22 protein-coding genes and 1 riboswitch are annotated in these 21,287 nt (G+C 62.8%); of the genes, 12 read left to right on the top strand and 10 right to left on the bottom strand.

The features are described from left to right. Positions 1–135 precede the first annotated feature (135 nt). A riboswitch (TPP riboswitch) is annotated at positions 136–242 on the top strand. A 55-nt stretch (positions 243–297) separates the two neighbouring features. Then, entirely contained in the window at positions 298–2,166 is a 1,869-nt protein-coding gene (thiC, locus tag BLS13_RS04540; protein ID WP_093450100.1) for a phosphomethylpyrimidine synthase ThiC, read from the top strand. A gap of 20 nt (positions 2,167–2,186) precedes the next feature. On the opposite strand, the gene BLS13_RS04535 is transcribed toward thiC, so the two are convergent. Next, a complete protein-coding gene (locus BLS13_RS04535) occupies positions 2,187–2,432 on the bottom strand; it encodes a hypothetical protein (RefSeq protein ID WP_143011862.1) in 246 nt (81 codons plus the stop codon). Between the two features lie 270 nt (positions 2,433–2,702). Here BLS13_RS04535 and BLS13_RS04530 point away from each other — a divergent pair, with 270 nt between their 5' ends. Continuing rightward, positions 2,703–3,389: a biuret amidohydrolase gene (locus BLS13_RS04530; protein WP_093450187.1), complete on the top strand. Its 687-nt coding sequence runs from the start codon at positions 2,703–2,705 to the stop codon at positions 3,387–3,389. A 24-nt stretch (positions 3,390–3,413) separates the two neighbouring features. Here BLS13_RS04530 and BLS13_RS04525 read toward each other — a convergent pair whose 3' ends face one another. The 4 genes from BLS13_RS04525 to ung all read right to left on the bottom strand — a co-directional run bounded on the left by BLS13_RS04525 (position 3,414) and on the right by ung (position 6,346). Next, positions 3,414–4,100, bottom strand: coding sequence for a hypothetical protein (locus tag BLS13_RS04525; protein WP_093450097.1), 687 nt, complete (start codon positions 4,098–4,100; stop codon positions 3,414–3,416). A gap of 396 nt (positions 4,101–4,496) precedes the next feature. Beyond that, positions 4,497–4,724, bottom strand: coding sequence for a hypothetical protein (locus tag BLS13_RS04520; RefSeq protein WP_093450095.1), 228 nt, complete (start codon positions 4,722–4,724; stop codon positions 4,497–4,499). A gap of 40 nt (positions 4,725–4,764) precedes the next feature. Then, complete coding sequence (gene purU / locus BLS13_RS04515) at positions 4,765–5,625, bottom strand: formyltetrahydrofolate deformylase (RefSeq protein ID WP_093450094.1); 861 nt, start codon at positions 5,623–5,625, stop codon at positions 4,765–4,767. Continuing rightward, complete coding sequence (gene ung, locus BLS13_RS04510) at positions 5,615–6,346, bottom strand: uracil-DNA glycosylase (RefSeq protein ID WP_093450092.1); 732 nt, start codon at positions 6,344–6,346, stop codon at positions 5,615–5,617. Before ung ends, purU begins: the two co-directional genes overlap by 11 nt. A gap of 151 nt (positions 6,347–6,497) precedes the next feature. On the opposite strand from ung, the gene BLS13_RS04505 reads away from it, so the two are divergent. The 3 genes from BLS13_RS04505 to BLS13_RS04495 all read left to right on the top strand — a co-directional run bounded on the left by BLS13_RS04505 (position 6,498) and on the right by BLS13_RS04495 (position 8,731). Next, the gene (locus tag BLS13_RS04505) at positions 6,498–6,848 is read left to right on the top strand and encodes a GFA family protein (RefSeq protein WP_093450091.1); all 351 of its coding nucleotides are present in this window, start codon (positions 6,498–6,500) and stop codon (positions 6,846–6,848) included. A 12-nt stretch (positions 6,849–6,860) separates the two neighbouring features. Then, positions 6,861–7,658: a DUF72 domain-containing protein gene (locus BLS13_RS04500; RefSeq protein WP_093450089.1), complete on the top strand. Its 798-nt coding sequence runs from the start codon at positions 6,861–6,863 to the stop codon at positions 7,656–7,658. A 206-nt stretch (positions 7,659–7,864) separates the two neighbouring features. Next, positions 7,865–8,731, top strand: coding sequence for a glycogen/starch/alpha-glucan phosphorylase (locus BLS13_RS04495; protein WP_143011861.1), 867 nt, complete (start codon positions 7,865–7,867; stop codon positions 8,729–8,731). A gap of 51 nt (positions 8,732–8,782) precedes the next feature. On the opposite strand, the gene BLS13_RS04490 is transcribed toward BLS13_RS04495, so the two are convergent. Then, positions 8,783–9,499, bottom strand: coding sequence for a CAF17-like 4Fe-4S cluster assembly/insertion protein YgfZ (locus BLS13_RS04490; RefSeq protein WP_093450086.1), 717 nt, complete (start codon positions 9,497–9,499; stop codon positions 8,783–8,785). Between the two features lie 41 nt (positions 9,500–9,540). On the opposite strand from BLS13_RS04490, the gene BLS13_RS04485 reads away from it, so the two are divergent. Together BLS13_RS04485 and BLS13_RS04480 are read left to right on the top strand one after the other, a co-directional pair. After that, positions 9,541–10,866, top strand: coding sequence for a dihydroorotase (locus BLS13_RS04485; protein WP_093450085.1), 1,326 nt, complete (start codon positions 9,541–9,543; stop codon positions 10,864–10,866). A gap of 126 nt (positions 10,867–10,992) precedes the next feature. After that, a complete protein-coding gene (locus BLS13_RS04480) occupies positions 10,993–11,499 on the top strand; it encodes a CHAP domain-containing protein (RefSeq protein ID WP_093450083.1) in 507 nt (168 codons plus the stop codon). A 6-nt stretch (positions 11,500–11,505) separates the two neighbouring features. On the opposite strand, the gene BLS13_RS04475 is transcribed toward BLS13_RS04480, so the two are convergent. Next, a complete protein-coding gene (locus BLS13_RS04475) occupies positions 11,506–12,180 on the bottom strand; it encodes an HAD family hydrolase (protein ID WP_093450081.1) in 675 nt (224 codons plus the stop codon). 90 nt (positions 12,181–12,270) lie between these two features. On the opposite strand from BLS13_RS04475, the gene BLS13_RS04470 reads away from it, so the two are divergent. The 4 genes from BLS13_RS04470 to BLS13_RS04455 are packed head-to-tail and all read left to right on the top strand — an operon-like array spanning position 12,271 to position 15,737. Beyond that, entirely contained in the window at positions 12,271–13,368 is a 1,098-nt protein-coding gene (locus tag BLS13_RS04470) for an ABC transporter permease (RefSeq protein ID WP_093450080.1), read from the top strand. Beyond that, positions 13,365–14,180 (top strand): ABC transporter ATP-binding protein, encoded by an 816-nt coding sequence (locus BLS13_RS04465; RefSeq protein ID WP_093450078.1) that lies wholly within the window; start codon positions 13,365–13,367, stop codon positions 14,178–14,180. Before BLS13_RS04470 ends, BLS13_RS04465 begins: the two co-directional genes overlap by 4 nt. 7 nt (positions 14,181–14,187) lie before the next feature. Next, the gene (locus BLS13_RS04460) at positions 14,188–15,135 is read left to right on the top strand and encodes an MlaD family protein (protein WP_093450077.1); all 948 of its coding nucleotides are present in this window, start codon (positions 14,188–14,190) and stop codon (positions 15,133–15,135) included. A gap of 5 nt (positions 15,136–15,140) precedes the next feature. Continuing rightward, positions 15,141–15,737, top strand: coding sequence for an ABC-type transport auxiliary lipoprotein family protein (locus BLS13_RS04455; protein ID WP_256325700.1), 597 nt, complete (start codon positions 15,141–15,143; stop codon positions 15,735–15,737). Positions 15,738–15,864: 127 nt separating this feature from the next. Here the strand turns inward: BLS13_RS04455 and pepN are convergent, their stop codons facing one another. Continuing rightward, the gene (pepN, locus tag BLS13_RS04450; RefSeq protein ID WP_093450075.1) at positions 15,865–18,459 is read right to left on the bottom strand and encodes an aminopeptidase N; all 2,595 of its coding nucleotides are present in this window, start codon (positions 18,457–18,459) and stop codon (positions 15,865–15,867) included. A 70-nt stretch (positions 18,460–18,529) separates the two neighbouring features. Here pepN and BLS13_RS04445 point away from each other — a divergent pair, with 70 nt between their 5' ends. Further along, on the top strand, positions 18,530–19,369 hold the full coding sequence (locus tag BLS13_RS04445) for a Rossmann-fold NAD(P)-binding domain-containing protein (RefSeq protein WP_093450074.1): 840 nt from the start codon (positions 18,530–18,532) through the stop codon (positions 19,367–19,369). On the opposite strand, the gene BLS13_RS04440 is transcribed toward BLS13_RS04445, so the two are convergent. After that, a complete protein-coding gene (locus tag BLS13_RS04440; protein ID WP_093450072.1) occupies positions 19,279–20,193 on the bottom strand; it encodes a DMT family transporter in 915 nt (304 codons plus the stop codon). The genes BLS13_RS04445 and BLS13_RS04440 overlap by 91 nt on opposite strands. Beyond that, the gene (locus BLS13_RS04435) at positions 20,190–21,191 is read right to left on the bottom strand and encodes a threonine aldolase family protein (protein ID WP_093450071.1); all 1,002 of its coding nucleotides are present in this window, start codon (positions 21,189–21,191) and stop codon (positions 20,190–20,192) included. Before BLS13_RS04435 ends, BLS13_RS04440 begins: the two co-directional genes overlap by 4 nt. Positions 21,192–21,287 lie beyond the last annotated feature (96 nt).

Below are 21,287 nucleotides of genomic sequence, written 5' to 3'. Positions count from 1 at the left end.
GGGCATTAGGCTAATTTGCGAAGTTGCGGAATCGGCAGTGTGGTTTGCGCACAAAAGCCCTCGCCCCCTAAAGGAGGCGAGCACGCGTTCGCGCCTCACAGGGCCTTCCCTCTCCTCGGATCCCCCGCTACATATGCCCCATCCCCGGGGAGCCGATGGCTGAGAGGCGGTGCTGAAATGCCCGCGACCCGCTGAACCTGATCCGGATCGTACCGGCGGAGGGAGCGGGTAAAGCAGCCGGTTCTGGAAACTGGTGGGCAAGCCCCCTCACACCCTCCGAACTATAGGAGTGAGAGCATGGCCGATATCCCCGCCCGTACTGAGATGAAGGTCACGACCGGACCGATCCGTGGATCGCGCAAGATCCATGTCGAGGGGCCGATCGATTGCACCGGCAAGCCGATCCGGGTGGCGATGCGCGAGATCGCGCTCGAGCCCTCCTGCGGCGAACCGCCGTTGCGCGTCTATGACTGTTCGGGGCCCTATACCGACGCCAAAGCGAAGATCGACATCATGACCGGGCTGCCTCAGCTCCGCCAGCAGTGGATCCTGGGCCGAGGCGACGTCGAGGACTATGACGGTCGCGGCGTGAAGCCCGAGGATAATGGCCTGAAGGGCCCGGACCGCTCGGGCGGCGTCACGCCGTTCCCGAACGTGGTCAAGCGCCCGCTGCGCGCCAAGGCCGGCCAGAATGTCAGCCAGATGCATTATGCCCGCCGCGGCATCATCACCCCCGAGATGGAATATGTCGCGATCCGCGAAAATGTCGGCCGCGCCGCACTCAAGGACAAATTGATCCGCGACGGCGAGGATTTCGGCGCCGAGATCCCCGATTTCGTCACCGCCGAATTCGTGCGGCAGGAAGTCGCGCGCGGCCGGGCGATCATCCCGTCGAACATCAACCATCCCGAAGCCGAGCCGATGGCGATCGGCCGCAACTTCCTGGTCAAGATCAACGCCAATATCGGCAATAGTGCGGTCGCCTCCGATGTCGCGAACGAGGTCGACAAGCTGGTCTGGTCGATCCGCTGGGGCGCGGACACGGTGATGGACCTCAGCACCGGCCGCAACATCCACGACACCCGCGAATGGATCATGCGCAATTCGCCGGTGCCGATCGGCACGGTGCCGATCTATCAGGCGCTCGAGAAGGTCAACGGCGTCGCCGAAGACCTGACCTGGGAAATCTTCCGCGATACCTTGATCGAGCAAGCCGAGCAGGGCGTCGATTATTTCACGATCCATGCCGGCGTGCGGCTGCCTTATATCCCGATGACCGCCAAGAGGGTCACCGGCATCGTCAGCCGCGGCGGATCGATCATGGCGAAATGGTGCCTCGCGCATCATAAGGAGAGCTTCCTCTACGAGCGCTTCGAGGAAATCTGCGAGATCATGAAGGCCTATGACGTCGCTTTCTCGCTGGGCGACGGCCTGCGCCCCGGTTCGATCGCCGACGCCAATGACGAAGCCCAGTTCAGCGAACTCGCGACTTTGGGCGAACTGACGCAAATCGCGTGGAAGCATGACGTGCAGGTGATGATCGAAGGCCCCGGCCATGTGCCGATGCACAAGATCAAGGCGAACATGGACAAGCAGCTCAAGGCGTGCGGCGAGGCCCCCTTCTACACCTTGGGGCCGCTCACCACCGATATCGCGCCGGGTTACGATCATATCACCTCGGCGATCGGTGCGGCGATGATCGGCTGGTTCGGCACCGCGATGCTCTGCTACGTGACGCCGAAGGAGCATCTGGGTCTGCCCGATCGCGACGACGTGAAAGTCGGCGTCGTCACCTACAAGCTCGCCGCCCACGCCGCCGATCTCGCCAAGGGCCACCCCGCCGCGAAACTCCGCGACGATGCCCTCAGCCGCGCCCGCTTCGAATTCCGCTGGCGCGACCAGTTCAACCTGTCGCTCGATCCCGACACCGCCGAGCAATATCACGACCAGACCTTGCCGGCCGAGGGCGCCAAGGTAGCGCATTTCTGTTCGATGTGCGGGCCGAAATTCTGCTCGATGAAGATTACGCAGGAAGTGCGGGAGTTTGCCTCCAAGCAGAACGCCCCGGCCGACAGCTTCATTGCCGCCGAAGAAGGCATGAAGGCGATGAGCGAGGTGTTCAAGGCGAAGGGGAGCGAGATTTACCTGCCGGCTGCGGCGGAGTAATCCGCGGGGGCCGGATCCATCTACGCCAACGCCGCCATCGAGCGCTGAAGGTTCTTCCGAGCTTTCGCCTCGAAGCGGTTCCGGCCCCACGCCGACATGTAAAGGCGATCCCGCGCGAGAACGCTCTGCAGTATCTGCGAGCGGCCCGCACGCAAGGCCGCGTCAGGCACGTCGCGATATTCGTGGCGAACGCCAGCTTCGTAGGCGTCGAACGCAGCCTCGGACGCGCCCAGGATCGACAGGTCCATGTCGAGAAAGATCGCCATGACTTGGGCCTCCGCGATTGGGAGACCTCCAAGTATATCATCACGGAAGGTCGCCTTGATGAGGCGGATGGCTCGGGCAAGCGTTGCCTCGGAAAGGGAAGGCCAGTGGTAAATATACGAGCCCCTCACTTCTTTCGCCGGGATTGACGGGACATTGCGGGTTGGTTTTGAGTCCCGGATGCAATCACGGATATACGTCGAAAACCCCCTTTCATCTCGCCCGATTCGCACCTTATGCTGCGGTGCAAGACGATCGCGGGGGGAAAAGCGATGGCGGCAAGACAGGTCAGTTCGGCACCTTATCACTGGCCCTATGACGGGCCGCCCGATCCGGCCGATACCGCGCTGATCATCATCGACATGCAGACCGACTTTTGCGGGGTGGGAGGCTATGTCGATACGATGGGCTATGACCTGGCGCTCACCCGCGCGCCGATCGAGCCGATCCGGCGGCTGCTGGCGGCGATGCGCGCGGGCGGCTACCCCGTCATCCATACGCGCGAGGGGCATCGGCCCGATCTGAGCGACCTGCCCGCCAACAAGCGCTGGCGATCGCGCCGGATCGGTGCCGGCATCGGCGATCCGGGGCCGTGCGGGCGGATCCTGGTGCGCGGCGAACCCGGCTGGGACATCATCCCCGATCTGGCGCCGCTACCCGGCGAGGTGATCATCGACAAACCCGGCAAGGGATCGTTCTGCGCAACCGACCTCGAACTGATCCTGCGCACCCGCGGCATCCGCAACCTGATCCTGACCGGCATCACCACCGACGTCTGCGTGAGCACGACGATGCGCGAGGCCAATGATCGCGGATTCGAATGCCTGATCGTCGGCGATTGTTGCGGCGCGACCGATCCCGCCAATCATGAGGCGGCGCTCCGGATGGTGACGATGCAGGGCGGGGTGTTCGGCGCGGTGGCGTCTTTGAGGGAGGTGCTCGCCAGTCTGGCGGGCTGAGCTTTTCGGGTTTGATCGGCGCCGTCAGGACTTGAGTGCCAGTCCACAGTTCGATTCGGCATCGCTTATGGATTGCAGGAAGCCGGCAACCTGACCGCCGCCGAGACGCGCAACGTCGTTCGCCGCATTCAATGCCGCCCGATCGAGCGATTCGTTGGCCGATATCACCTTGCCGCAGATTTCGCTGGCCAGTTGCGGCATGAACAAGGCGGACAGGCTCTGGCGGTCAGACTGGCAATTCCGGCTTGCCTGACTGGCGATATGCTGGACGAGCGACGCGTCCGGTCGGCCCTGCTGCAGCAACTCGGCAACATTGCCAGTCGTTGCCCGGCATTTCTGCGTCACCGACAGCACGGTGCCGAGCGTCGTCACATCCTTCTTCTCATTCTCCGCCATCTTCTGTTCCATGGCGGCCGCGGCGGGATCGTCGCTCGATCGCGACGCTGACAGCCATGACAAGGGATGGGCTCCCGCAGCGGGAGAATGTTTGCCGGCCTCTTGCGAATGGGTCGACGTTTTCCCCATCGTCAGCGTCGCCGCGCCGAATATCATGAGCGTGCAGAGCATCGTCGTACCCGCGATCAGTTCCCCACGCGACGGAAGCACCGCGATCTCGATGTCGTCGATGAGCGACGGAAATGCCCACAACACCGCCGCAACGACAGCAAAAAGGCCCGCGAGACCGACAAGAATGCCAGGAATGTCGATCATCCGCGTTCCGCACCTCACCTTCTACCGGGGAGCCATTACAGGGAAGCAACTGTTGACCAGAAAACAGATCGAGTCTGGCGCTTGATAAGAGGAAAGACTTAAGAAAGTCTAAATCTCGCCTATAATGTCCAAGGTGATGAGGCATTCCGATTCAAATTTGGCAGAAAGCCATCAAATTTGCGGGCAAGTTCAAACATTACTGCAATCCATTGCAGAAAACGTTGTTCCTGAATGTCACGAATACACACCATGTCGCCACCAGGCGGCTATGTTCTTTGCTATTCGGGTAGAATTTTGTCGGATTTCGGCCGGTTTTGGCCATTGTGGTCGTGATCGCCACGCTGATCGTTCGATCTGGTCGCACGTGATGCGCCGCTGTGCATCACGGTCGCCCGCTCAGAATATGCCGTGCCCGATCATAAGGCGAAACACGCCGACCACGATCACGACCAGATTGAGGTTGCGACCGCCGGTGCTGTTCGACAACACGCCAAAAGCCAGGCCAAGCATGGCGACAGGGATGACGAACCAGTACATCCAGCCCAGCAGCGGCACGAACGCCACCAACGCGCAGGGCAAGGCGACGAGGCCGATGAGGATCGATATCAGGTTCACAGGTGCCATATCGTGCTGATACAGTCCGATGACAAGGCCGCGCCGTCGATCAGGTCTTGAACACCACCGTCTTCGCACCGTTCAGCAGCACCCGATCCTCAAGATGAAACTGGACGGCGCCGGCCAGCACGCGGCGTTCGATGTCGCGGCCCTTGCGCACCAGATCGTCGGGCGTGTCTGCATGGCTGATCGGCTCGACATCCTGATGGATGATCGGCCCCTCATCGAGATCGGCCGTCACATAATGGGCCGTCGCGCCGATCATCTTGACCCCGCGATCATGCGCCTGGTGATAGGGCTTGGCCCCCTTGAAGCCCGGCAGAAAGCTGTGGTGGATATTGATGCAGCGCCCCGACAGCCAACCGGCGAGATCGTCGGACAATATCTGCATATAGCGCGCGAGCACGACCAGTTCGGCGCCGGACGCGGCGATGATCCGCTTGATCGCGGCCTCCTGTTGCGGCTTCGTTTCCTTCGTGACCGGCAGATGGTGAAACGGAATATCGCCGATCGCGCTGTGGGTCAGCGCCTCGCGCGGGTGATTCGAGATGATCGCCACCACGTCCATCGGCAGCTCGCCGATCCGCATCCGATAGAGCAGATCGGCAAGGCAATGATCGAAGCGCGACACCAGCAAGGCGACGCGCCGGCGCTCGGCCGTATCGCGCATCTGCCACGTCATCGCATACCGCGCGGCCAGCGGCTCGAAGCGCGTCCTCACCGCCTCCAGGCCGATCGCCGGTTCGATCAGATCGAACCCGATCCGCATGAAGAACTGCCCGCTTCCGGCATCGTTATACTGCTGCGAATCGACGATATTCCCGTCGTTTTCGGCAAGAAATCCGGCAACAGCCGCAACCAGCCCGGGCCGATCGGGGCATGACAGGGTCAACACATATTTATGAGACATGGGGGTTGTTGCTATCCTGTGGGGCGATGGCCGGTAATGTCCAATCGATCGGCGGCAGGCCCCTGGCCGTCAGAAAATCGTTGGTCTTGGAAAAATGGCGGCAGCCGAAAAAGCCGTTATGCGCGGACAAGGGCGACGGATGCGGCGCCTTGAGTACCAGATGATGGCCGCCGCGATCGATGCTGTCGACCTTCGCGGCCTTCTTCTGCGCATAGCTGCCCCACAGCAAAAAGACGACCGGATCGGCCTTGCGATTGATCTCGGCGATCACCGCATCGGTAAACCGTTCCCACCCCTTGTCGCGGTGCGAGGCCGCCAGGCTCTGCTCGACCGTCAGCACGCTATTGAGCAGCAGCACGCCCTGGCGCGCCCAATGTTCGAGAAAACCGTGCGTCGGCCGCGGCAACCCCAGATCGCTGTGCAATTCCTTGTAGATGTTGACCAGCGACGGCGGCGGCGGCACGCCGGGGCGCACGCTGAAGCACAGGCCATGCGCCTGGCCCGGGCCATGATAAGGGTCCTGCCCGAGGATCACGACCCGCACCTTGTCCAGCGGCGTCAGATCGAGCGACCGAAACCACTCGCTGCCGGCCGGAAAAATCCTTTTGCCCGCCGCCTTCTCGGTCAGCAGGAAATTTCTGAGCGCCGCCATATACGGGCTGGCGAACTCGCCCGCGAGCGGCGCTTTCCAGCTTTCGTGCAGTTTTACGCTATCACCCATGCACCGATCCTGCCTTGCCCCGCGTCGCTATAGAATGGACGGGTGCCGATCCGCAATTTGATCGCGCCTCATCCTGCCGATCGATGCTTGCATGGCCCGGAATTGAACATAAAAGGAACAGATCTGGCGAATATTCTCGAAGGACCGGCCCATGCCATTTTCCGGTAGTTGCCATTGCGGGGCGGTCGCATTCACGATCGATGCAGATCCGCCAAGCAAGGCCATGTCGTGCAACTGCTCGCATTGCCGCCGAAAGGGCTTTCTGCTCACCTTTTTCGCGCCGGAGCAATTCACCCTCGACAAGGGGCAGGGCAATCTGGCGACCTATTTGTTCAACCGGCATAATATCGAGCACCAGTTTTGCACGACCTGCGGCACCGAGGCGTTCGCACACGGAAAGGGGCCGAACGGCTCGCGCATGTATGCCGTGAACCTGCGCTGCGTGGAAACGATCGATCTCGACGCTCTGGAAATCGCGAAGGTCGACGGCGCAAGCTTCTGACGGAGAGGGGATATGAGCGGGTCAGGCGTTCACATCGGCATCGGCGGCTGGACCTATGAGCCGTGGCGCGACAATTTCTATCCAAAGAGCCTGCCGCAGGCGCGCGAACTCGAATTTGCGGCCACCCATGTCACCGCGATCGAGATCAACGGCACCTATTATCGCACGCAAAGCGCCGACAGCTTCGCCAAATGGGCGAAAGCGGTGCCGGACGGCTTCGTCTTCTCGGTCAAGGCCTCGCGATTCTGCACCAATCGCAAGGTGCTGGGCGAAGCTGGCGAATCGATCGGCAAGTTTCTGGCGCAGGGCCTGACCGAACTGGGCGACAAGCTGGGTCCGATATTGTGGCAATTCATGCCCACCAAGCGCTTCGATCCCGACGATTTCGGCGCCTTCCTGTCGCTACTGCCGGCCAAGCAGGGCGGTATCGCGCTGCGCCACGCCATCGAGGTGCGGCACGAGAGCTTCGTCTGCGCCGAGTTCGTCGAACTGGCGCGCCAGCATAAAGTCGCGATCGTGTTCGCCGATCATGCCGGCTATCCGACGATCGCCGATCTGTCGGCCGACTTCGTTTATGCGCGGTTGCAGGATGCGCAGCCCGATATCCCGACCGGCTATGACGACGCCGCACTCGATCGCTGGGCAGATGCGGTGCGGAGCTGGCGGGCAGGCCATGCGCCGGAGGGCTTCGATTATCTCGGCCCGAAGGCGGCAGCAGCGGAATCGCGCGAGATATTCCTGTTCATGATTAACGGCGCGAAGGAGCGCGCCCCCGCAGCCGCGCAGGCACTGATCTCGAAGATCGGCTAGCGCGAGGATCCGAGGCTTGATTTGCTGTCCGCCGGATCGGGAACAAGTGAGCGCGACCCGACGGTCGGCCGTTTCAGAAATAGTATAAGTCGTCCGTGATTCTTGAATTGCATCAGCCATTGGATCGATATTACTCTGTCGAACGATCTGGAATATTCTCCGGAAACTATCGTAGTTGTCGCGCTTGAACAGTAGAAGGGCACTGTATGAACCGGTACGCACTGGCCGCAGGATTTGCGCTTTCCGTGCTGGCGTTCCCCGGCGCGGGCCGTGCCGGTCCCGGAGCTCCGGTTTTTCAATGGCGACAGACGCTTAACATGCCGAAGAGGGCGAACCTGCCACCGGACGCGAAGGTAGATATTCTCGGAATCGAGCTTGGCGATACACTCCTGGAAGCAAGGGCGAAGTTGGCGAAGTTCCGGGTCAAATATCCTCCGCAAGAACGCATGACGATATATCAGGATTCCACCGGTACGATCGCTCCCAAAGAATCCGCATATGTGAGCGATATCAGCCTTTCGATGGATCGGATGGGGACGGGGAATTCACCGATCCAAGATACCGTCATCGTTTACTTCAGTGCCCCGGCCTCCGGTTCGCAGGTCATCGGAGTTCGCAGGCTGGTATATTACCACAACAACCCCGCGGACGAACCGCGCATTTCCGACATACTCAATCAAATTTCCTCCAAGGTCCGCGGAAACCCGGAAAAAGGAGCGAGAGTTTACGGGACGAACTACGATTTAGGCGATTATTATTTTGTATTCGATGACGGTCAATATTTCAGAAGAGTTGGGTCTTACAGCGCGGCTCAGTCAAAATGCGATGCGAATATCGCCGAACAATGGCAGATGAACGCGAATCCCACTGGAAAGTGCGACATTGTCTATAAGGTCATATTCAATCATGGCCCTACCGGGAGCGATCCCGGAATCTCGCCCGATCATGCGCATACCATCCAGTTCGTCCTGAGCGACAACGAGCGTACCTGGCGCAACCGAACAGCTGACGGCGAGTTTTTCAACGCCTATGTTCAGGACATGAAATCGCGCGCCGCCGCAATTCGACTCTAGGCCTTCCAAGCGGCCTTCGGGATCAACTGCGGCCGCCATGGCGGCCGAAATCTACTCCACGTCCGCGACCAGCCCCTCCGCCAGCCAGCCCGGCACGATCGCGTCTCCCAACGCGTCGACCCGGCGGTGCTCAACCGCAAGCGCCAGGTCGGCGTAGATGGCGCGGGTGCGATCGGTGGGCTCGGTCGCCCGGACCACCACCAGGCGCCGATTGACCTTGTTGCGCCAGTTCATTCGCGCGGTATTTTCCTGCCCGACATAACAGCCCTTCGAAAAGCTCACGCCGCCCAGCAGATCGGCGTTGGTTTCCAGCCACAAGGTCTTGTCCGATCCGAGTTCGGCGACCCCTTCGGGTACGCCGAGCGACAGACGGTGCGCCAGCCAGCCTGCGGCCGGCCCATCTGGCGGCGCAATCCAGCGGTGGCCGAGCGCCTCAAGCCGCGGATCGGGCACGCCCTGGCCAGCAGCAATCGACCAATGCACGCCAAGCGCCGGATCGCGCACGATCCCGATCGGTTTGCGCAGCCGATAGAGCGACAGCCGGCGGGCCAGAGCATCGGCCTGTTCGGCCTCGCAATCGATAAGCAGATCGTCACCATCGGCCCAGACGATGAAATCGAACAGAGCCTTGCCCTGCGGCGTCAGCAGCCCTGCCCATACCGGCAGTTCGCCCAGCACGTCGTTGGTCACGAGGCCCTGCACGAAGTCGCGCACGCCGGCGCCCGACAATCGAACGACGGCGCGGTCTATAAGGGTGGTGTCAGCCATGGCGCGAAGGTAGGAAGCCGACAGACAAAAGGAAAGCCGCCATGCCCACTTATGATCTGATCCTGAAGAACGGCACCGTCTGGACGGTGGGCGGCCCCGTTGCGGCCAACGTCGGCGTGACCGACGGCAAGATCGCCGGGATCGGCATAGCCGGCGATGCCGGCGAGACGATCGACTGTACCGGGCTCGATATCCTGCCCGGCGTGATCGACAGCCAGGTCCATTTCCGCGAGCCCGGGCTCGAACCGAAGGAAGATCTCGAATCGGGCAGCCGCGCGGCGGTGCTTGGCGGCGTGACCGCAGTGTTCGAGATGCCGAACACCAAGCCCAACACCGATTCGGCCGAAGCCGTCGCCGACAAGCTCGCCCGCGCGAAGAACCGGATGTGGTGCGATCATGCCTTCTATGTCGGCGCGACCGCCGCCAATGCCGATCATCTGGCCGAGCTCGAAATGATCCCCGGCACCGCCGGCGTGAAGATCTTCATGGGCGCATCGACCGGCGACCTGCTGGTGGCCGAGGACGAACCTTTGGCGCGCGTGCTCGCCTCCGGCCGGCGGCGGGTGGCGATCCATGCCGAGGATGAACCGCGGATGCAGGCGCGCGCGGGTTTCCGGATCGAAGGCGATCCGTCGAGTCATCCGGTGTGGCGCGACGACGAAAGCGCGCTGCTCGCGACCACCCGGATCCTGCGGCTGGCGCGCGCGGCCGGACGCCGCATCCACATCCTCCACATCACCACGCCGGCCGAACTGGCGCTGATCGCGCAGAACAAGGATATCGCGACCTGCGAGGTGACCCCGCAGCATCTGACGCTCGCCGGCGAGGAAGCCTATCCACGGCTCGGCACCTTCGCCCAGATGAATCCGCCGATCCGATCAGGCGCGCATCGCGACGGACTGTGGGATTATCTGCGCCAGGGCGTACCCGACGTGCTGGGATCGGATCACGCCCCGCACCTGCGCGATGAGAAGGCAAAAACCTATCCGGCCAGCCCGAGCGGCATGCCCGGCGTGCAGACGCTGCTGCCGCTGATGCTCAACCATGTCGCCGAGGGGCGGCTGACCTTGCAGCATCTGATCGAACTGACCTCTGCCGGTCCGCAACGTGTGTTCGGGCTGCGCACCAAGGGGCGGATCGCGCTCGGCTATGACGCCGACTTCTCGATCGTCGACCGGAAGGCGCGATGGACGATCGACGATAGCTGGCTGGCATCGAAATGCGGCTGGTCCCCGTTCACCGGCATGTCGATCACCGGCAAGCCTATTGGAACGGTGATTCGGGGAAATCGGGTGATGTGGGATGGCGCATTATCGAACGCAGCAATCGGCGAGCCGATCTGCTTCGACAGCGTCGCCTGTGGATAAGTCATCGTCCGTCGTGCGACGAAACCCGTTCGTCGCATTGCAGCAATTCTGTTAACCTATCGCTATTCCCTCCCCCCCGATGTGATGCCAGTCACATATTCACGGATTTCGGGCGGGGCTTACCACATGACGAAAACGATGCGCGCGATACTTGGTTCCATGCTGCTTGCCTGCATGGCCGCAAGCCCCGCCGCCGTTTCCGCCCAAGGCCTGCAGTGCGCGCCTTATGCCCGTATGATCTCCGGCATCCAGTTGTTCGGCGCCGCCGCGAGCTGGTGGAACCAGGCCGTCGGCAAATATCTGCGCGGCAACACCCCGGAAATCGGATCAGTGCTGGTGTTCAAGGCGATCGGTTCGATGCGGTCCGGCCATGTCGCGACCGTCAGCCAGGTCGTCAGCGATCGCGTGATCAAGGTGACCCATGCCAACTGGTCGATCATCAACGGCGCACGCGGCAAGATCGAACGCGACGTCACCGTCGTCGATGCCTCCGCCCGGAACGACTGGAGCGAAGTCAAAGTCTGGTTCGCGCCGATCGGCAAGGTCGGCAACAAGGCCTATCCGGTCAACGGCTTCATCTACAACAGCAACGCCAAAACCGCTTCCGCCGACGCGAGCGACATCAAGGGCTGACGCCCTTCAGATTCCCCAGTTCTGCAGGGGCCAGCCGCGCGCCTTCGCGATTCGCCGCAGCTTTGCGTGGGCGTTGACCGGCAGGGGTACATCCGCCCATTCGAACACCGGCACGTCCGACGCATGATCCGAATAGAAGCGGATATGGCAATCGGTGCGCTCCAGTCCCTCGGCTGCCATCCACGCTTTGATCATCCGCAGCTTCGCCGGCCCGTAACAATTCTCACCGTCGATCTTCGGGCTGACATATTCATCGAGCCCCTGGATGCCATTTGTCGCGATGACGTCGTCGAAGCCCAGCCGCGCCGCAATCGATTCGACATAGAGGCGTGACGAGGCGGTCGCCATCACCAGCCGGCGGCCGGCCGCGCGATCCGTGGCAATCGCGTCGAGCGCACCGGGGTGAACGTTGAACCGTAACGTGCGATCGGCAAAGGTTTCGGCGGCTTCGCGGAACCGCGCAGGCGTTACGCGATGCCCCACCATCAGCCGCTGGTTCGTCTCCTTGACCGTCTTGCGTTCGATCAGCTTCGCCACATAAGCCAGCGCCACCGCTGCCGCTGCCGGCGCGAAGATCAGCCTCCATGGGGCCAGCCGGCCCGCAGCGTGCAGCATGAAGGGGGTAAAGGTCCCTGTCCGCGTGATGGTGCGGTCCATATCGTAGATAGCGAGTTCAATCATGGTGCAACTCTATAGGGAACCTTCGGCGAAGGCGGGAATTTCATTTCGGATGCTTGCCGATCCCGCCCTAATCGATCAATCCTGTCGGGCATGAACGCGCCCGCCGACTTTCAGTTCGATGAAGGAACGCTGATCTTCACCGGGGACATGATCCTGGCGCGGCTTGGTGACCTGTCGCAACGGCTCGAATCGCTGTCCGAAAAGCCCGCCAGGATCGATCTGAGCCAGGTCGGGCGGATGGATACGGTTGGCGCCTGGCTAATTCATCGCGTCGTGCGCGATCAGGATATTCCCGTCGATGGCGCCAACGATAATTTCGGCCACCTGCTCGAACAGGTAGCGGCCGCCGACCGCCCATTAAAGATTCGTCCTGATTCCCGGCCCGCATTTTTCCGCGTGCTCGACGAAATGGGTCAGGGGACGGTCGCCGCCGCAAGCTCCTTATACGGCCTGCTGGGCTTTTTCGGCGCAACCCTGATCGGGGCGGCAGGGCTGGCCCTTCATCCCCGCCGGTTCCGCGGCAACGCGATGGCGCGGCAGTTCGAAGTGGTGGGGGTCCAGGCGCTGGCCATCGTCGGGCTGATGAGCTTCCTGATCGGCATCGTCATCGCCCAGCAGGGCGCCGTTCAGCTCCGCCAGTTCGGCGCAGAGGTGTTCGCGATCAACCTGATCGGCCGGATCACGATTCGCGAGCTTGGCGTGCTGATGACCGCGATCATGGTCGCCGGTCGTTCGGGCAGCGCGTTTGCCGCCCAGCTGGGATCGATGAAACTGGCCGAAGAAGTCGACGCTATGCGCATCATCGGCGTGTCGCCGATGGAGGCGCTGATCCTGCCGCGAGTATTGTCGACCATCCTGCTGATGCCCCTGCTTGGCTTCTACGCCGCGATCGTCGCGATCGTGGGTGGCGGCATCTTCTGCTGGATCGATCTCGGCATTCCTCCGGTTACCTTCGTCCAGCGGATCCGCGAAGTGGTCCCTTTGACCGATTTATGGGTCGGCCTCATCAAGGCGCCGGTGTTCGGCGTAATCATCGCTATTTCCGGCTGCTATCAGGGGATGCAGGTGAAGGGGAATGCCGAGGAAGTCGGCCTGCGCACGACTGCGTCGGTGGTCCAGGCGATCTTCCTGGTGATTGTCCTTGATGCGGTGTTTGCGGTCTTCTTCAGTTCGATCGGGTGGATATGAACGACACGCCAGAAGCAAAAGGCGATATCGTCGTCCATGTCGCGGGGCTGAAGAACAGCTTCGGTGATCAGGTGGTTCATGATGGCATCGATCTGGATGTCAGCCGCGGTGAAATATTGGGCGTCGTCGGCGGATCGGGCACCGGAAAATCGGTGCTGATGCGATCGATCATCGGGCTGCAGGCCCCGACCGCCGGCGTTGTCGACGTGTTTGGCGAGTCGATGATCGGGCGCGAGGAATATGAAGCCAAACGCGTCCGCCAGCGCTGGGGTGTATTGTTCCAGAACGGCGCGTTGTTTTCGACGCTCACGGTTGCCGAAAATGTGCAGGTGCCGATCCGCGAATATTTCCCCGATCTCGATCCCCAGCTGCTTGACGAGATCGCGGCTTATAAGGTGGCGATGACGGGTCTGCCCGCCGAGGCCGGGCCGAAATATCCGAGCGAATTGTCCGGCGGCATGCGCAAGCGTGCCGGGCTGGCGCGGGCGCTCGCGCTCGATCCACAATTGCTGTTTCTCGACGAACCGACCGCTGGGCTCGACCCGATCAGCGCCGCGGCGTTCGACGAACTGATCCGTTCGCTGCGCCAGACGATGGATCTGACGGTCTTCCTGATCACCCACGATCTCGATACGCTCTACGCGATCTGCGACAGGGTTGCGGTGATCGCCGACAAGCACATCATTGCGGTTGGAACGATAGCGGAACTATTGGCGTTGGATCACCCGTGGATCCAGGAATATTTCAACGGACCGCGCGGGCGGGGTGCGGCGAACAGCGCCGCCAGGGCAGAAGGCACGAACGGGGCATGAGAAACTGATGGAAACCCGGTCCAACCATGTGCTCGTCGGCGGCGTCGTGCTCGGCCTGCTGCTCGCGCTACTGGTCTTCATCGTCTGGCTGGCGGGTTTCACCGGATCTGCCGAGAAGAAATATGACATCTTCTTCAAGACATCGGTCGAAGGTCTCGCCAAGGGATCGGCGGTGACCTTCGCCGGCGTCCCCGTGGGCAAGATCGACCGGATTCAGCTGTTGCCCGACAGCCCCGAATTCGTCCGCGTACGCATTGCGGTGCAGCAGGACACACCGATCCTGCAAGGCACCACAGCGACGATCGCGGGAGTCGGTTTCACCGGGGTCAGCCAGATCAACCTCGATGGCGCCATCAAGGGTGCTCCGCCAATCACCGAAGTGGGGCCCTATGGCGAGCCCGTTATTCCTACCAAACCGGGCGCGCTCGGGGAGTTGCTGAGTTCGGCACCCGAATTGCTCCAGCGGATATCAACGCTGACCGAGCGGCTGACCGAGTTGCTCAACGACAAGAACCAGAAATCGATCGGCGGGATTCTTGCCCATGTCGACAGGTTGACGGGATCGCTCGCCGATCGCGGCCCAGAAATCGCTGCCGCGCTTGCCCAAATCAAGACCGCCGTTCAGCAGGTCGGCGAGGCCGCGCAGAAGATCGGCACGCTCGCCGAAAGCACCAACGGAGTCGTCGCCAGCGATGTCCGGCCGGCGATGGCCAACCTCAACAAGGCTACCGAGGCTGCACGCCACACGATGGAATCGCTCGACGGCGCGATCACCGATGCGCGGCCGGGGCTGAAGGCGTTTTCGTCGCAGACCGTACCCGAGGTGAACCAGCTCGTGCGCAACCTCGCCGATATGTCCGATTCGCTGAATGCGATTTCGACAAAGCTCGATCGCGGCGGCGCCGGCGCGCTGGTCGGCGGATCGAAGCTCCCCGACTATAAGCCAAAGAATTGAGGCTCATGATGTTTCGCCGCCTGTCACCGCTGATCGCCGTCGCTTTAGTCGCCCCGCTTTCGGGCTGCATCAGCTTTGGCGAGAAACCACCGGCGCAGCTGATGAGCCTGTCGTCGGATGCAAAGCTGCCGGCGAGCGAGACGCGTGTCGCGCAGGACAAGACCGCGATCAGCGTCGCCATACCGGTAACCATCGCGGCTTTGCGTAACCAGCGGATCGCGGTCGCAGCGCCCGGCAATGCCTTCGCCTATCTTCCGAAGGCGATGTGGTCCGATATTCCGACGCATCTGTTCCGCGATCTGCTCGCGGAAACGATCGAAGCCAGAACCGGACGCTTCGTTCCCGATGCGAAAAACGCCGCGATCAATCCCGATACCAGACTGGCCGGCACGATCTCGGCTTTCCAGCTGGTCGGCGGGCAGGGCAAGGTGGTGGTGGTTTACGATGCGACCCTGTCGAAATCGGGATCGGGCGAGATCCGGACGCGCCGCTTCGAGGCAAGCGTGCCGACGGCCTCTGAACAGCCCGACAGCGTCGTCGCGGCGTTGAACCGGGCGAGCAACGCAGTGGCCAACGACGTGGCGGACTGGGTGGGCAAGTAAAAAACCCCTCCCTTTCAGGGGAGGGGTTGGGGGTGGGGCACCCGCATCTCATCGAGACCAGCCCTGATTGGGAGGTGAGGCCTCACCCCAACCCCACCCCTGAAGAGGAGGGGCTTGAGCTCTTCTATCACCCCAGGCTCTTCGAAACCTGTTCGAACACATCCTTCGACAGGTTCGGGCGCGCCAATATCCGTTCGAGTTCGGTCCGCATCAAGGTCGCCCGATCCTCGCCGAACCGGCGCCAGCGGCCCAACGGCGGCACGAGCTTGGCCGCCGTCTGCGGATTGAGCGCGTCGATCTGCATCACCATATCGGCGAGGAAGCGATAGCCACGGCCTGAGCGGTCGTGGAAGATGAACTGGTTCGCCGACAGTGCACCGACCAGCGAGCGTAGCCGGTTCGGATTGGTCAGGGTGAAATCGGGATGGCGGGCGAGTTCCTCGACCCGATCCATCGTATCCGCCCGCGCCGACAGCGCCTGCGCAGTGAACCATTTATCGAGCACCAGCCCATTGTCGCGATATCGGTTGTAGAACACCGCCAGCGCGGCATCGGTCTCCGGTACCGCAATGTTCGTGAGCAGTCCCAGGGCGCCCTGCCGATCGGTCATGTTGTCGGCATCGTCGAACTGGGCCTTGGCCAGGCTCGCGCCATCACTGGCCCCGCTCGCGATCAGATAGCCCAAGGCGATCGTGCGCAGGCGCCGGCTGCCCTTGGCCTGGGGCGTATGCTCGAACCGGTTGGCGCGGCAACGATCATAGGCATCGCGCCATGCCTGCTCCATCCCGACGCCGATATCGTGGCGCAACGCCTCGCGCGCATCGTGGATCGCCTGCGGATCGACCACCAGCATCTGATCGCCGACAAATGCCTCGGACGGCAGCAAGACCGCTTCGCCGATGAACGCCGCGTCGAGCGCCGGATCGGTGAGCGTGCGCCGGATCGCATCGATCACGGGGCGATGATCGGCCTTCCCGGTCGATATCGCAGCGACCATCGTATCGACCATCAGCTGCTGCATCGCCTCATAGCGCGCAAAAGGATCGTCGTCATGTGCCGACAGGAAGGCGAGATCGGCGGCCGAACGATCCGAATCGACCGTGACCGGCGCCGAAAAACCGCGGTTGATCGAAAGGATCGGACGTTCGCTAATGCCGTCGAACACCACTTCGCGATGATTTTCGCCGAGCAATACAAGCTGCTCCTCACCGAACATCCCGCCACTGCGCTCCCCGAACAGGGCAATGCGCAAGGGGATCGGCATCGGTTGCTTGTCGGGCTGGCCCGGCGTCGGCGGTATGGTCTGTTCGAGCGTGAGATGGGCGCGTTCGCTGGCCGGATCGTGGCGCAGGCTGGCCTTGACCCGCGGCGTCCCCGACTGGCGATACCAGAGGCGGAATTGCGAGAGATCCTCGCCGGTCGCCTCCTCCATCGCGCGGACGAAATCCTCGCACGTCGCCGCCGTCCCGTCATGGCGGGCGAAATAGAGATCCGATCCCGCCCTGAACCGCTGCGCGCCCAGCAGGGTGTGGAGCATCCGGATGACCTCGGCGCCCTTGTTGTAAACCGTCGCCGTATAGAAATTCGAGATCTCGATATAGCTTTCGGGCCGGATCGGATGCGCGAGCGGCCCGGCATCCTCGGGGAATTGCGCTGCCCTGAGCCCGCGGACATCCTCGATCCGCTTGACCGCCGGCGATCCCTGATCGGCCGAGAAGCATTGATCGCGAAAGACGGTGAAACCTTCCTTCAGCGATAGCTGGAACCAGTCGCGACAGGTGACCCGATTGCCCGACCAGTTGTGAAAATATTCGTGCGCGACGACACCGGCCACGGCATCGAAATCGGCATCGGTGGCGGTATCGGGATCGGCGAGAATATAGCGCGAATTGAAGATGTTGAGGCTCTTATTCTCCATCGCGCCGAAATTGAAATCGGCGACCGCGACGATGTTGAACTCGCCCAGATCATATTCGCGGCCATAAACATGCTCGTCCCACGCCATCGACGCCTTGAGCGCCGCCATCGCATGATCGGTCTTCGGCAGATCGGCCGGCGCCACCCAGATGGCGAGCTTGACCGAGCGGCCGCTCATCGTCGTGAAGCTGTCGACATTGGCCGCGAGATCGGCGGCGACCAAGGCGAACAGATAGGTGGGCTTGAGGAACGGATCGGCCCATTCGGCGAAGTGCCGGCCTTCGCCCAGATCGCCGCTCTCCACCAGATCACCGTTCGACAGCAGCACCGGAAAGCGGGCCTTGTCCGCCTCCATCCGCACCGAATAGCGGCTCAGCACATCGGGCCGATCGGGGAAGAAGGTGATCCGACGAAAGCCTTCGGGCTCGCACTGGGTGCACAGCATGCCGCCCGACGCATAAAGGCCCATCAGTTGCGAATTGGCTTCGGGCGCGATTTCGACCTCGGTCTCGATCACATGCGTGTCGCCCGCCAGATCGATGATCAGATCCGCACCGTCCATATGCCAGCCCGCGTCCGGCGCCCCGTCGACTCGCACCGCGCCCGGCGCGAGCCCGTCGCCATTCAGCCGGATCGGTCGCGCATGCGTGCCGTTTCGGGTGACGGAAAGACGCGCGCTGACGCGCGTCTTTGCCGGATCGAGTATGAACGCCAGCCGGACGTCGGGCACGAGCCAATCGGGCTCGCGATAGTCTTCGCGGCGAATGACAGGGGGATTGGCCGCAGCCACCTTGATATCGAGCATCTTAGCGATCTACGCCGGCCGAACACAGGAAACAATGGCCGGCAAGCCCGTACGCCGATAGACTAAACCCATGTCCTCGCTCCTGATCTTCGGCCCCGGCTACACGGCATCGCGCCTCGCGGAGGCGATTGCCGGCCAAAACTGGCGGATCGAAACGATCGGGCGATCGATGCTCGATGATCGCGACGCCGTGACAGCCGCCATCGCTTCCGCGAGCCATATCCTGTCGTCGGTCCCGCCCGATGGCGCGAACGATCCGGTGCTCGCGCGATATGCCGCGCAATTGAGCGCGGCCCCGGCACGCTGGATCGGCTATCTGTCCTCAACCGGGGTCTATGGCGATAGCGGCGGCGCCTGGATCGACGAAGCCACGCCGATCGGCACGGGCCGCCGCAACGCGCGCGCCGCCGCCGATTCCGCCTGGCAAATATTACACCCGGCTGTGCGCGTGTTTCGACTGCCGGGCATCTATGGCGCCGGCCGATCGGCACTCGATCGGGTGGCGAGCGGCAAGGCGCACCGGCTCGACGTGCCGAAACAGGTTTTCAGCCGCGTCCATGTCGACGATATCGTAGGCGGACTGCTGGCCAGCATCGATCGCGGGCCGCCGGGCATCTACAACTTAGCCGACGATCGGCCGTGCCACCAGAATGATGTCATCGAACAGGCTTGCGACCTGCTGGGCGTGGCCTGGCCGCCCTTGCAGACGATCGACGAAGCCGGCCTGTCGCCGATGGCGCGCGGCTTTTATACGGAGAACCGCCGGGTCGCGAACGGCAAGGCCAAGCGGCTGCTCGGCTGGGCGCCGCTCTATCCGGATTATGCGGCGGGCTTGCGTGCGCTGAGCGCCACCAGCAATCCGATCAACACCAGCAACGCGCCGAACGCCGCCGCCAGCGACCAGCGATAGCCTTCGAACAGAGTCGACAGGCCCATCGCGATCACCGGCGTCAGCACGCTCGAATAAGCGGCGCGCGCCGGCCCCATCTCGCGGATCACAAGGTAATAAAGCGGGAAGGTCACAGCGGAGCCAAACAGCCCGAGATAGACGATCCCAGCCAGATAGGACGGATCGAGATCGATCGTCGGTGCGCCGGCCGCGACGAACCCGAACAGCGCGTTCATCGCCGATCCGATCAGCATCGACCAGGCCATTACCGGCACCGGCGACAGCGTCCGCCCGAGCCGGCTCGCCTGCAGCACATTCGCGCAACCGCAGGCCAGCACACTAACCAGCGCCATCCCGATACCCAGCGCGACCGGCCCGCCACCGCTGGCCGCATGCACGACCTCATGGCCGAACAGAAACCCCAATCCGACCAGCGAAACGATCGAACCGAGCGCGAAACGCCCCGAGATCGGCATGCCGAGGAAAAACCGGGCCAGCAGCGCGTTCGGAACGATCAGCAAGGCGAAGATCATCGCGACCACACCCGATGTCACTCGCGCTTCGGCGTGATAGACGAGCGTATAATTCAGGAAGAATTGCGTCAGTGCGATCAGCGAGACGAGACGGATCCCCGCCCGGTCCAGCCGCATCGGCGACCGGGCGAACGCGCCATAGACGAACATCGCCGCCGCAGCGATCAGGAAGCGGTAGCAGATCGACCAGGCGGGATCGACGGTCCCAAGCTGGCCGCGGATCACCAGCCAGGTCGATCCCCAGATCAACGTCACGATGATGAAGGCCAGCATCACCCGCCCGGGCAGCACGCCCGATGGCGGGCGCGTCATAACGTGGCGAGCGCGGCAGCGAGCGCAGCCACCTCCGGTTCCGGCTGACTCCAGCTCGTGACGAACCGCGCGCCGCCCTCGCCCCAGTCGTAGAAATCGAAGCCCTGCGCGCGCAGCGATGCCGCTTCGGCCGGCGACAGCCGAATGAAGATCTCGTTCGCTTCCACGGGTTCAATCAGCCGATCGGGTGCGGCCGATGCGATCCGGCCCGCCGCCGCATTGGCCGCCCGCGCATTGCGCAGCCAGAGGTCATCCTTCAGCATCGCGATCAGCTGCGCCGCACTGTACCGCCCCTTTGACAGCAGATGGCCCGCGCGTTTGCGGCGATAACGGGTTGCCGCCGCCAGTTCGGGGCGGAAGAAGATGAGCGCTTCGGCCGACAATCCGCCATTCTTGACGAAGCCGAAGCTCAGCACGTCGACGCCGGCCCGCCAGGTGAGATCGGCAGGCGAGCATCCGAGCGTCGCCACCGCATTGGCGAAGCGCGCGCCATCCATATGGAATCCGAGCTCGCGCGCCCGTGCCAGATCTCCCAGCGCCGCCACCTGGTCGGGCGTATAGACACAGCCATATTCGGTGGCGTTGGTAATCGAGATCGCCGCCGGCTGCGCCTGATGGACATCCGCGCGTACCGATCCGAGCAGCCCCGCCACCCGATCGGGAGCGATCTTGGCGCCCGGTCCCTCGACCAGCATCAGCTTGGCGCCGCCGGTATAGAATTCGGGGGCGCCACATTCGTCGCCCTGGATATGCGCGTCGGCATGGCAGATCACAGCCTGATAGGGTTGGACCAGAGCGGCCAGCGCCAGCGCATTGGCCGCGGTGCCGCTCGATACCCACAAGGCCGCGACAGGCGTTTCAAACAGATCGGAAAAGACGCCGTCGAGGCTCTTGCTGATCGCATCGCCGTCATAGGCCGTATCGACATGATTGGCCGCGGCCAGCGCGGCGAAAACCTCGGGGCAGACCGGGGCGGCGTTGTCGGAAAAAAAGCGCATAGGGCGATTGAAGGCCTGCGCGCGGGCAAGTCAACTCAGAGCCGCCGGCGAGTGATCAAAAAAAGGCCGGTGGCAATGCCACCGGCCAGAGGTATC

This window comes from Sphingomonas sp. YR710, assembly GCF_900101455.1.
In the GTDB taxonomy this organism is placed as follows: domain Bacteria; phylum Pseudomonadota; class Alphaproteobacteria; order Sphingomonadales; family Sphingomonadaceae; genus Rhizorhabdus.
This window is presented reverse-complemented; position numbering and strand designations above follow the sequence as displayed.